Here is a 12,771-nt window from a genome sequence, read left to right on the forward strand (position 1 = left end):
TTTCTATACTTCTATCATATTAGTTTTATAAGTACTTGCTTTCAAAAAAACGCCTACTAGGGTAGTAGACGTTTCAAACATTTATTGCTTATGGACTTGCACACCATGTTCATCCGCTTTTGTTAAAATTACTTGATGCTCTGGGAATTGCTTTGTCATTAACTGAACAAAGTCAGTAGCAATAGCAGAAGGAATAATGGAAATCAACGTTGGCCCAGCGCCACTTAGAGCGGTACCGTATGCACCGTTAGCTTTTGCAGCAGTACGAATTTCTGCATAGGCAGGAATTAGCTTTGCACGAAACGGTTCATGGAATAAATCAGCCTCCATATAATGACCAGCACGCTCGAAATCACGTGCCATTAAGGAAGCTGCCAACATATTCGCATTTGCAGAAGCACAAACAGCATAGGCGCGATTTAGTTGTTCTGGTAAAACAGAACGAGATTCGCTCGTTTTGAGCTCAACATCTGGTACGTATACCACAAATGATGCCTCGATATCATTGATATGAAATGTATCGACAATTCCGTTGTCATCCATTGAGGAAATGGTTAATCCCCCTAAAACAGAAGCGGTTGCATTGTCTGGATGTCCTTCAATCTGTGAGGAGAGATTGAGCTTATCTTGAACAGTTAAACCAAGTTCACATACTTGGTTAGCAAGTTCAATACCTGCCACAATCACAGCTGCACTGCTTCCAAGGCCACGTGCTAATGGAAGTTCACTAGTCATCTCGACACGACAAGCAGGTAGTTGCTGATCATATTGATCTGCAATTTTTTTAGCAATGACGTATAGTAAGTGTTCTTCAAGCTCAAACTCTTTAGGACCATTATCATCGAGATGGATAATATTCCATTGATCTTGTAAAGTAACGGTAAGCTTTAAGTAAAGGGACAAGCCGAGTCCTATCGAATCAAAGCCTGGCCCTAGGTTGGCCGTGCTTCCAGGAACTGAGATTTGCCACACTTTACTCATAGTACACCCTCGATATATGCACGAATTTCTTCTTCATCATTTTTAAGGGACACTACTTCTACAGTAGAAACGTTCATAGCTGTATCAGGATCTTTTAGTCCGTTCCCAGTGAAGATTGTGACAACTTTTGCACCCTGTGGTATTTTTCCGTTTTCAACTGACTTAATAACACCTGCTAAAGAAGCAGCAGAGCCAGGCTCAACGAAAATACCTTCTGTACTTGCGATTAATTTATAGGCAGCTACAATTTCTTCATCTGTAACAGAATCAATGATACCGCCAGATTCATCACGAGCTGCTTCTGCCAATTTCCAACTAGCAGGGTTACCAATTCGGATGGCTGTTGCCACTGTCTCAGGATTAGCAATAGGTTCTCCTTTGACGATAGCTGCGGCACCTTCAGCCTCAAAGCCATACATTTTTGGTAGACCGCAATTTTTCGCTGCATGGTATTCTTTAAAGCCTTTCCAGTATGCAGTAATATTTCCTGCGTTACCTACTGGAATACACAAATAATCAGGTGCTGTACCTAAGCCATCTACAATCTCAAAGGATGCCGTTTTTTGACCTTCAATACGGTATGGGTTCACAGAGTTTACAAGTGCGACAGGAGTCGTTTCACTTACTTGGCGAACAATATTAAGGGCATCATCAAAGTTACCGTCAATTTCGATGATTTTTGCACCATACATGGTAGCTTGAGCAAGTTTACCAAGAGCGACTTTTCCTTTCGGAATAACAACGATGGATTGAATACCAGCGCGTGTTGCATAAGCTGCCGCAGCTGCAGAAGTATTTCCTGTAGAGGCACAAATAACGCATTGACTCCCATCTTCAATAGCCTTTGCAACGGCAAATACCATCCCTCGGTCTTTAAATGAGCCTGTCGGGTTTGCACCTTCAATTTTTCCGTAAAGCTCAATGCCTAGTTTCTTAGATAAATTCACTAAATGTATAAGAGGCGTATTGCCTTCGTTTAAAGTTAAAGCAGGTGTGTTTTCAGTTACGGGTAAAAATTGTTTATATTCTTCAATAAGGCCTTTCCACATAACGATACGATCTCCTTTTGTTCTTATAGGAAGAACAGTTGTTTTTGTATAAAAGACATTTTAACGCAAATCGTACTATTATTTCAATAGCATTTCATTAATTGTCGAAACAATTCGGTAATTTGAATTTTACTTGTCACTTTCTTGAAACAACTGTATAGTAATCTTGTAATGTAAAGTCAAGTGTAAAGACAGGTGGTTGGGATGACAACAAATACAGTAGTAACAAATAAACCTCAGCAATCCATTTCTAGAAATAAACTTTTAGGTGTAGCGGGGGTAGGTTGGCTTTTCGATGCCATGGATGTTGGTATATTATCCTTTGTCATTGCGGCATTGGCAGCTGAATGGGGACTATCACCAAGTCAATCTGGCTGGATAGGTAGTGTTAATTCAATCGGGATGGCTGTAGGAGCACTTTTCTTTGGTGTTTTTGCTGATAAAGTAGGGCGAAAGCAAATTTTTATGTGGACTCTGGTCCTATTTTCTATTGCAAGTGGACTATCCGCTTTTACAACTACATTAACTGCATTTTTAATTTTACGCTTTTTAGTAGGTATGGGGCTAGGGGGAGAATTACCTGTAGCTTCAACATTAGTATCTGAAAGTGTAGCGGCCAAGGAAAGAGGGCGTGTAGTTGTCTTATTAGAAAGCTTTTGGGCGGCAGGATGGTTAATTGCTGCACTTATTTCATATTTCGTTATCCCTACTTGGGGATGGAGAGTGGCCCTTATATTAACAGCACTTCCAGCCTTTTATGCTATTTATCTTCGTTGGCATTTGCCAGACTCACCACAATTTACGGTGAAGGAAGAATCCAAAAAACGCAGTATTGGCCAAAATATGAAAGAAGTTTGGTCGAAGAAGTACGCACGTTCTACATTTATGTTGTGGCTATTATGGTTTACAGTTGTATTCTCCTATTATGGCATGTTTTTATGGCTGCCAAGTGTAATGGTTGGAAAGGGCTTTGATATGATTACAAGCTTTAAATATGTTCTAATCATGACATTAGCTCAATTGCCAGGTTATTTTACAGCAGCTTGGTTTATAGAAAAGTTCGGCCGTAAATTTGTCCTTGTTTCCTATCTAATTGGTACTGCTGGAAGTGCTTTCGTTTTTGGGAATGCAGATACACTTGCCGTATTGTTAATTTCAGGGATGTTTTTATCCTTCTTTAACTTAGGGGCATGGGGTGCATTATATGCCTATACACCTGAGCAATATCCAGCTATTATTCGCGGCACAGGTGCTGGCATGGCGGCAGCTGTTGGGCGAATCGGAGGTATTTTTGGTCCATTGCTCGTTGGTTTTTTATTAACGGCAGGCTATGATATAGGCTTTATCTTTGCCATTTTCTGTGGTGCTATCATTATAGGCGTGGTGGGTGTCATCTTCCTTGGAAGGGAAACAAAGCAGCTTGAATTAGAATAAAAATAAAAAGTTCTGGATCAGAGTAATGAATCCAGGACTTTTTTGTTTATATTCGCTAGTGAAATACATAAAAATAAGTATTTATTAATTTTTATTCAATTTTACGAATTTATTTGTTAAAATGACAAATCAATATAAAAAGGTAAATCAAATTGTTCTATTAGCAGGTTAATGTGTTAAAGATTTTTCAGAAAAGTCATTGTATTCAAATTGTAATCGTGATACTGTATTTTTAATCGAATTTTGAGTCAGTAGGAAACAATCTCCCGTTCGTGATAAGGTCATTGAAAGAAAGGTTGTTAGGAATGAGTATTCATGAGGATATAAAGAAAAGGTTTGTAAGGCTGTCAAAGGGGCAGCGTAAAGTAGCACAATTTGTGATGGATAATCCCACTACAGTTATTGCTAATGGAGCAGCAGAGGTTGGCAGGCTGGCGAATGTAAGTGAATCTACAGTAATTCGTTTTTGTTATGCCATGGATTTATCAGGATATGTAGAATTGCAAGAGGAAATTAGAGAATATATGATGTCTCAAAATGAAGGGGTAAATCTACAACCTACATATACAGTAAAAAAATTAACTAATTCTAGCTTTGGTAAGATCATGCAACAAGATAGCCAAAATATTCAAGAAACGATTCAATTGATTAACGATCAGCAAATTCAAAAAAGCTCGAAATGGATGCATGAGGCAGATCATATCTATATTCTTGGTACTCGTCACAATGCATATGTCGCCAATTGGTTAGCCAACACATTAAAAACATTACGTTCTAATATTAAGCAGCTTCGCTTAGACTCGGATGATCTCGTTAATCAAATGAATAGTATGGGCGAACATACGACATTCATTGTGCTATCCTTTGATAAACAGATGAAGGATATGAAGACGATTGTTGAAATTGCCAAGATGAAGAAAGTAAAGATTATTGCGATTACAGGGTCTACATTTTCCCCTATCCGAGAATATGCCAGTGCATTATTTGCTCTTGGCACAAAAAAGCATTCTTCACTAAACATTGCACCAGTCTTATTTTCCTTTTTGCATGCCTTGTTAGAGGAAATGATGAGTCAAGATAAGGGACAATATGAAAAATATCAGCAATCCTATGAGCAAGTTGAAAGTAATGTGTTATTCTTAGATGCTGCTAGAGAGAAGCAGGTTTTTTAATGTAGGCAACGCATAGATGGTGTGTACTCATACACAGGTCTATGCGTGTTTTTATGAAATTCACTATAAAAAAAGATGTCCAAATATGATTTAGACATCTAGGAAAAATGAATTATAGAATTTTACTTAAGCTATATTCATTCACATACGTATCATTTAATTTAATGGCATTTTGTCGGATGCCTTCTTGTTGAAACCCTAGTTTTGTAAAAAGGTGTAATGCTACATTATTATGTTCCATCACCGTTAACTCTAGACGAGAAATGTCTCGCTGTTTAGACCAATTTTCAACAGCGTTCATCAGTGCAGAGCCAATGCCCTTTTGTTGATGTTCTTCCTTTACTGCTAAGCGAACAGAAGCAACATGTCTAGCTTTCGATTGTTTATACCCATGAATGACTGCATAGCCTGCAAAAATGCCATTTAATACACAGAGTAGTATTGTGCGGTTTTTTAGCTGTTTCCAATAGGCTAAATTTTTACGAAGTTGTTGGACCGTTAGATCTACTTCATTTTGAACATTATACATGAAGTCAGTTTGCTGAAAGATTTCCTCTTGTAAATGAATGAATGATCTAGCATCGGATGCTTCAATCCCTCGAATTATGTATGCAGATGGGCTTTCCTCATTGTTAGAAGTACTGCTTTCAGTTGGCTTCATTTGCGAACGTGAGAAAGTTACGCTTGTCCCTAATTTAACATCAATAACATAATAACCTGCATTGGTCCAAGATAAATAGTGTGAGAGAGGGGGCTTAGTTTTTTTCCACCAGCTCTTATTTAAGTAGGCGGCGTTTGGTAATACTTGTCCCATAATGTTTTCTAATTCACTAAAGGATAAAGTGATCTCTTGTTGTAAAGCTACTTCAAAATAGTTTGCTAAAGGAATGTACTTTTTTTCCATCTTCTTTGTCATCGTAATCCCCATTTCCTGAATATCCAAAAATATAGACTATCTGATGATAGCATAAAATTACGATGACTTAAATATGAAAACCCAACTAAATATCTATATAAACTAATTATTTTTTTAAAAAGATGCATTTTTACTATTAAATGTTAAAAATAGGTTGGTAAAAATAGAGAGTATTATAGGAGTGTGTAGACCCAATAGAAGTTATATAGCAACATAAGGTAGTTATAATATATATCTTATTTGCAAAGTATGTATTTAAAGATTAATTATTCTTTTATATAATAAATGATAGGCAGTAAGATTTTATCTGGATTCAGCAAATGCTTTTAGGAGCAAATTTTCGAGTGAGTTTGATGAGGCTTCGTTGATTCAAAGTTACACTTTATCACTTATTAGGCTATAAGATATGATAAAATAAAATACAAATGTAAGTGCTATTTTAGGAGGAATTGATTGAATGAGTAAAGTATTAGTTTTTGGACATAAAAACCCAGACACAGACACAATCACGTCTGCTATTGTATATGCCTATTTAAAACACCAAATTGGTGAAGAAGCTGAGGCAGTACGTCTTGGAGATATTAATAATGAAACTCAGTTTGCATTAGATAAATTTGGTTTTGAAGCACCTCGTTTAATTTCTTCTGTAGTAGGGGAAGCGGACAAGGTAATTCTTGTTGACCACAATGAATTCCAACAATCAGCGGATGGTATTGAGGAAGTACAAATTACAGAGGTAATCGACCACCATCGTATTGCAAACTTCCAAACAGCAGATCCACTATACTATCGTGCTGAGCCAGTAGGTTGTACAGCAACAATTCTAAACAAAATCTTTAAGGAAAATGGTGTAGCAATACCAGCTAATATTGCTGGCTTAATGTTATCAGCAATTGTTTCTGATACATTACTTTTTAAATCACCAACTTGTACAGAGCAAGACGTAAAAGCTGGTGAAGAGCTAGCAAAAATTGCAGGTGTGGACGTTGCAGACTATGGATTAGCTATGCTAAAAGCAGGGGCTGACCTATCTGATAAATCACTAGAAGATCTTTTATCATTAGATGCGAAAGAATTCCAATTTGGTGAGTACAAATCAGTTGTAGCCCAAGTTAATGCAGTTGATATTAATGATGTACTTAATCGTCAAGAAGAACTAGAAATCCTATTAAATAAAAACGTTGCAGAAAACGGCTTAGATTTATTCTTCTTCGTTGTGACAGACATTTTAAATAATGATTCAACTGCTGTTGCAATTGGACAAGTAGCAGAAGCGGCAGCAAAAGGATTCGGTGCGGAACTCATTAACAACCGTGTTGTACTACCAGGTGTTGTTTCTCGTAAAAAACAAATTGTACCAGTATTAACGGAAGCACTAAAATAATAGGCAGAGGCTGGGACAAAAGAATTTTAGCCAAAGAAAACCCCGAACTACGAAATGTTCATTAATGTTTCGTAATAGTTCGGGGTTTCTGTTTAAATTGCTTAGTTCATTCGAAAATTATCCAGCTTTCATATTAATCGAGTTTTAATGGTTGTACTGCTGGGCCTTCAAGTACCTCACCCTTAGCGTTAAAGCGTGAACCGTGGCAAGAACAATCCCATGTCTCATCTGCTTCATTCCATTTCGTTTTACAGCCTAAATGGGTGCAAGTCGGTGCTTTGGCGTTCTTCATATAACCAGCTATATATTCCTTTGCAACAAAGCCCCCTACTTTAAGCATCTGCATGAATTGCGCGCCGAATTTTGTACGTGACGGTGAATAAAGGGCAATGGCACCATCCTCACTCTGTGCGCCTGTAATCAGGGTGGACAAGATGTCACCAGCGACAAAGGAATTGGAAATCCCCCATTTACGGTAGCCAGTAGCAATCAGTACATTAGGTAAGGAGTTTGTAATTCTTCCAACGTAAGGAACAATGTCAGGTGTTTCAATATCTTGAGCTGACCATCGATAAAGTGGCTGTTGTTCAAAGTGTTCCTTCATTTCATTGGAAATCGCTTCATAATACGGCTCCGTATGAACGGTTTCGCCAGCTATATGATTCGCTCCACCCATTACTAAATAATGTTCCTTGTCTATCGTGGCAGTCCGAATCGAACGGGAAGGGAAATCAACGGATAGATATTGCCCCTGCATCGTTTCGGAAATCTTACTAGCAATCATATAAGAGCGACTATTGGACAGTTTAAAAAGTTTGAGTCCTTTAAACGCCTCAATGGGATAATGCGAACACAAAATAAGCTTATTGTATTGAACCGACATATTTTTTTCGGTATGTAAGTTATTTTGTGATATGTTTAATTGCTGAACACGAGTATTGCTGTAAAGTCTTGCCCCCATTGCCTGTGCCTCTTTGACAAGGAAATTACTCACCTCTAAAGGATTTATTTGAGCTTGCTGTGACATACATAATGCTTTTGTGATAGGAAACGGTAGCTCTGTCTCAGAGGTAATTTTAGATTTAATATTTAAAACCTTATAGGCATTCCATTCTTTTAATAATTGTGCATAGCCTTCTTTTGTTTGACAGTACAACAGTGAGTCCACTGATCGAACACTGTGTGTCGGAAGTAATTGCCTAGCTTTCTCGATGGCTTGTTGGTTGAGCTGATAATAAAGCTGCGCCTCTTCTATAGATAGTTTTTCTAACAGATTCGCATAGACAATACTATGCTGTGCTGTTAATTTTCCTGTGGAATGCCCTGTCGTTCCGTGACCAAAATGGGTATTCGCCTCAAGTAGAACTACATCCACACCTGCTTTTGCTAAAGTATAGGCTGTATACAAACCTGTTAAGCCCCCACCGATAATACATACATCACAAGTTGTTGAGGAAGTAAGAGAAGCTAGCGAGACTGACTCGGTTGATGCGAGCCACAGAGATTGTGTCATATTGAAACCTCACATTGTTTTTATGTTCAGTATGTAGAAGGGCTTGAAAATTTATGCAGTGAAGCATAAATATTGCCTTGTGATTTGTTCTATCGCTACAATGAAGCAAAAGGAGTGAGTGTAATGAAAATTGAAATTTGGTCTGACTATGTATGTCCATTTTGTTATATTGGTAAAAAGCAATTAGAGAAAGCGATTGAAGATACTGGCTTTGGAGGGCAAGTGGAGTTTGTTTATAAAAGCTATCAATTAGATCCAACTACACCAGTAGAATCGACTAGTACTGTATATGAATCATTAGCCAAGAAATATGGAATGTCTTTAGAAAAGGCTAAGGAAATGACATTGGGCGTAACGGCACGTGCAAAAGAAGTGGGCTTAAACTACGACTTTAGCAGTTTGATGGAAGAAAATACGCTAAAAGCACACCGACTTGTGAAATGGGCTGAACAACAGGGAGATGTTACAGCACTTGTGGAATTACTTTTACACAGCCATTTTATTGAAGGAAAGCGTATTGGCCAAGAAGACATTTTATTAGAGATAGCTGAGCAAGTAGGGCTACAGCGTGAAGCGGTTGCAAAGGTTCTTGCAAGTGACGATTATAAAAACGAAGTAGAAGTAGATATTCAAGAAGGTCTACAACTTGGTGTTCGTGGGGTACCATTTTTTGTCTTAAATCGTAAATATGGTATTTCAGGTGCTCAGCCACAGGAGGTATTTGAAGATACACTACGTAAAGTTGCTGAGGAAGAGGGTTTGCAACCAAAGTTAAAGATGGCTGGCTCTGATGATGAGGGTGTATGTACAGATGATAACTGTAAATTGTAGTTTACACAGAGGGGAGTAAAGCTTTAAACCCCCTCTTGTTAGATGAATGAAAGAATCTTAACATAATATTTCAGTCAAAAGTCTGAGGAAAGTAACGTTGACATTTTAGGTGAAATTTTTTAAGATTGATATATATCTTGAATTCGAGATATTAGATTATGATGTTTAAGGGAGAATTTATATAATGAACGTTTTAGTAGTAAAAGCTAACAACCGTCCAGACGGTATTTCAACAAAAATGTATGATACATTCATGGAGAATGTACAAGGCCTCAACGTTATAACTTTTGACGTATTTGCTGAAGATATGCCTTATTTTGGACAAGACCTTTTCAATGCATTTGGTAAAGTTCAAAATGGCGGTGAGCTAACAGACATCGAATCACGTCTTTTAGCTGCAAAACAAAAAGCAATGGACGCATTAACTGCAGCTGATATCGTTGTATTTGCATTCCCACTTTGGAACCTAACAATTCCAGCACCTTTACAAACATTTATCGACTATGTATACCAAGCTGGATTTACATTCAAGTATGGTGAAAATGGTCAATTAATTAGCTTAATGACTGACAAAAAAGCAATCATTTTAAATGCTCGTGGTGGCTACTACTCATCACAAGAAGCACAACCAATGGAAATGTCAGTAAATTACATTAAAAATGTAGCAGGTGGCGTATTCGGTATGGAAATTATCGAAGAAGTTATTATTGAAGGTCACAATGCTTCACCTGATAAAGCACAAGAAATTATTGCAAATGGCCTAGAAGAAGTGAAAAAAGTAGCTCAATCACTTCAAACTGTGAATGCATAAAAAATATTTTTTAATAAAAGTCCTCTCAAATTCGGGAGGATTTTTTTTATTTTGTGAACAGATGTATGGTGTGGTATGGAGGTCGGATATATTGATATTAATTAATTATTTAGAATTTACATTTACTAACATCCTGTTTGCGACGCAAGAATTAAAATGATAGTAATCTATGATTTTGGAGAAAAGTAATTAACCATTCTTTTAAAAATACATATAATCAGGACTATTTATTCAGTAAAAAATAGAATTAGTTTAATATAATAGGATTTGTAGGAAAATACTAGATTATTAAGGAGGTTGTTGTATGAATAAGAAATTAATAACTAATTTCTTGGCAATGTTACTCGTTCTATTCGCGTTTATACCATTTGGATTTTCTGCAGATGCTGCTTCCAATGATGTAACACGTGCAGATTATGTAAAAGAACTAGTAAAGAGCTTAGATGTAGAGATAGGTGATGGTTCTTCTCTTGCCTTTACCGATGTCTCTAAGGATTTAGCACCTTATGTAGAAAAGGCTGTGGAATTAAAACTTATTAAAGGTAAAACAGCAACTACATTTGGACCAAACGATAAACTAACACGTCAACAAGCATTTGTTATATCTGCTCGTGGACTAGTTAGTGAAAACGCTTCCCTTTCTATTTTAGAGCAATTTAAAGATGCAGACCAAATTGCAGAGGCATATAAACAAGATTTAGCTAACGCAGTTGCTGCAAACATTTTGCAAGCATTTGAGGATAATACCATTCGCCCTCGTGATTATGTGACGAAGGAGCAAATGGAAAGTATTGTGGAGCGCTTTGTAGCAGAATATAAAGCACCTTCAGCTGGAGCATCAGTAGACCTTCAGATTTTAGGGACAACAGATATCCATACAAATTTAGCTAATTATAATTACTATTTAGATGCTCCCTCAACGGAGGTTGGTTTAGCTAATACGGCTACATTAATTGAACAAGCGCGCGCTAAAAATCCAAATACATTGTTATTCGATAATGGGGATTTAATTCAAGGTACACCACTTGGCTCTTATAAAGCGTTAGAAAGTGTATTAAAGCCAGGGGAAGTGCATCCAGCTATCGCAGCACTTAATGCATTAAAATATGATGGTGGAACTTTAGGAAACCATGAATTCAACTATGGCCTAGACTTTTTAGATGAAGTATTAAACGATGCTAAATATCCAGTCGTAAATGCTAATACTTACGATGCAAAAACGAAAAAGCGTATGTATACACCGTATGTCATTCTTGATAAAGAAGTGGTCGATAGCTCAGGTAAAAAGCATACACTAAAAGTTGGTGTAACGGGAATCGTTCCAACAAAGATTGTTGAATGGGATGCCATTCATTTAGCAGGTAAAGTGGAAATGCAGGAGCCTGTTGAAGCAGTAAAAGAGGTAGTACCAGACATGCAGAAAGCTGGTGCAGATGTAATTGTTGTTCTTTCGCATTCAGGTATTGGTGGGGACACTTATGTGAAGGGTGCTGAAAATGTTGGTTACCAACTAGCAGAAATTGAAGGCATCGATGCTTTAATTACAGGGCATTCTCATTTAACATTCCCTGGTGACTATAAGGACTTGAAAGATGTAGATCAAGAAAAGGGTACGATTCACGGTGTACCGACTGTTATGGCGGGTAGCTATGGTAGTCACCTTGGTGTCATTGATTTAAAATTGGAACAACAAGGATCAGAGTGGGTAGTGGTAGACGGTAAAGGTTCATTGCAATCAATTAAGCAAGAAGGCTTAAAACCATCTGCAACAGTGCTAAAGGCTATTAAAGAAGCACATGAAGGTACATTAACATATATCCGTCAGCCTGTTGGAGAAACAACTGCACCAATCCATAGCTATTTCTCAATGGTACAAGATGATCCTTCTATTCAAATCGTAACACAAGCACAAAAATGGTTTATTGAACAGGAGTTAAAAGGTACTGCTGATGAAAAGACACCTCTTCTTTCTGCTGGAGCACCTTTCAAAGCAGGCTCTCGAAATAACCCACTAGATTACACAAACATTCCTGTGGGACCACTTGCCATTAAAAATATGGCGGACATCTATCATTATGATAATACTGTTGCTACTATTAAAGTGACAGGTGCTCAAGCAATTGAATGGTTAGAAATGGCTGCGGGTATTTTTGCAACAATTGATTCGAATAAAACAGAAGAGCAAAATATTATCGATTCAGAAGCACGTTCTTATAATTTTGACGTGTTGGATGGCTTAACGTATCAAATTGATGTATCATCACCAGCAAAATATGATCGCCGTGGTATCCTTGTTGATGAGAAGGCAAACCGTATTAAAAATGTACAATATAATGGTAAGCCAATCGATCTAAAACAAGAATTCATCATTATTACAAACAATTATCGTGTTGGTGGATCATATGGGGCAACATTTAAAAATGCTGATGGCTCTAATATTACTAACTATGCGTATGAAAATCGCCAAGCTGTAGTTGATTATATTATGGCGAATAAAACAATTAACCCTGCTGCGGATAATAACTGGTCATTTGTGCCGTTCCCAGCTAATACAAAGGTTATTTACCTATCTGCAAAAGATGCACAAAAGTTCATTCCTGCAGGTAGTAGCATCGAATATTTAGCAGAAACAGAAGCTGGATTCGCTAAATATTTAATTAAATAACGGTTTATGAAAAGG

General features: G+C 37.3%; 10 protein-coding genes. 6 read left to right on the forward strand and 4 right to left on the reverse strand.

Features of this window, described 5'->3' with window-relative positions; translation table 11 throughout:
• Nucleotides 1-81: 81 nt before the first annotated feature.
• On the reverse strand, nucleotides 82-981 hold the full coding sequence (gene thrB, locus CRI88_RS17795) for a homoserine kinase (protein WP_036128360.1): 900 nt from the start codon (nucleotides 979-981) through the stop codon (nucleotides 82-84).
• Nucleotides 978-2,030: a threonine synthase gene (gene thrC / locus CRI88_RS17800; RefSeq protein WP_036128358.1), complete on the reverse strand. Its 1,053-nt coding sequence runs from the start codon at nucleotides 2,028-2,030 to the stop codon at nucleotides 978-980. Before thrC ends, thrB begins: the two co-directional genes overlap by 4 nt.
• A 204-nt stretch (nucleotides 2,031-2,234) precedes the next feature.
• On the opposite strand from thrC, the gene CRI88_RS17805 reads away from it, so the two are divergent.
• Nucleotides 2,235-3,464 (forward strand): MFS transporter, encoded by a 1,230-nt coding sequence (locus CRI88_RS17805; protein WP_051891771.1) that lies wholly within the window; start codon nucleotides 2,235-2,237, stop codon nucleotides 3,462-3,464.
• Between the two features lie 305 nt (nucleotides 3,465-3,769).
• Nucleotides 3,770-4,636, forward strand: a complete 867-nt coding sequence (locus tag CRI88_RS17810; protein WP_089934452.1) for a MurR/RpiR family transcriptional regulator — start codon at nucleotides 3,770-3,772, stop codon at nucleotides 4,634-4,636.
• A 112-nt stretch (nucleotides 4,637-4,748) separates the two neighbouring features.
• Here the strand turns inward: CRI88_RS17810 and CRI88_RS17815 are convergent, their stop codons facing one another.
• Nucleotides 4,749-5,552 (reverse strand): GNAT family N-acetyltransferase, encoded by an 804-nt coding sequence (locus CRI88_RS17815; protein ID WP_036128353.1) that lies wholly within the window; start codon nucleotides 5,550-5,552, stop codon nucleotides 4,749-4,751.
• Between the two features lie 457 nt (nucleotides 5,553-6,009).
• Between CRI88_RS17815 and CRI88_RS17820 the strand changes: the two genes are divergently transcribed.
• Entirely contained in the window at nucleotides 6,010-6,936 is a 927-nt protein-coding gene (locus CRI88_RS17820) for a manganese-dependent inorganic pyrophosphatase (RefSeq protein WP_036128351.1), read from the forward strand.
• Nucleotides 6,937-7,069: 133 nt separating this feature from the next.
• On the opposite strand, the gene CRI88_RS17825 is transcribed toward CRI88_RS17820, so the two are convergent.
• Entirely contained in the window at nucleotides 7,070-8,449 is a 1,380-nt protein-coding gene (locus CRI88_RS17825; RefSeq protein WP_101966899.1) for an FAD-dependent oxidoreductase, read from the reverse strand.
• A 123-nt stretch (nucleotides 8,450-8,572) separates the two neighbouring features.
• Here CRI88_RS17825 and CRI88_RS17830 point away from each other — a divergent pair, with 123 nt between their 5' ends.
• The 3 genes from CRI88_RS17830 to CRI88_RS17840 all read left to right on the forward strand — a co-directional run bounded on the left by CRI88_RS17830 (nucleotide 8,573) and on the right by CRI88_RS17840 (nucleotide 12,756).
• Nucleotides 8,573-9,280: a DsbA family oxidoreductase gene (locus CRI88_RS17830; protein WP_089934456.1), complete on the forward strand. Its 708-nt coding sequence runs from the start codon at nucleotides 8,573-8,575 to the stop codon at nucleotides 9,278-9,280.
• 184 nt (nucleotides 9,281-9,464) lie between these two features.
• On the forward strand, nucleotides 9,465-10,091 hold the full coding sequence (locus CRI88_RS17835; RefSeq protein WP_089934458.1) for an FMN-dependent NADH-azoreductase: 627 nt from the start codon (nucleotides 9,465-9,467) through the stop codon (nucleotides 10,089-10,091).
• A 304-nt stretch (nucleotides 10,092-10,395) separates the two neighbouring features.
• A complete protein-coding gene (locus CRI88_RS17840; RefSeq protein ID WP_058844738.1) occupies nucleotides 10,396-12,756 on the forward strand; it encodes a bifunctional 2',3'-cyclic-nucleotide 2'-phosphodiesterase/3'-nucleotidase in 2,361 nt (786 codons plus the stop codon).
• Nucleotides 12,757-12,771 lie beyond the last annotated feature (15 nt).

The organism is Lysinibacillus fusiformis (genome assembly GCF_002845985.1).
GTDB classification, from domain to species: Bacteria; Bacillota; Bacilli; order Bacillales_A; family Planococcaceae; genus Lysinibacillus; species Lysinibacillus fusiformis_D.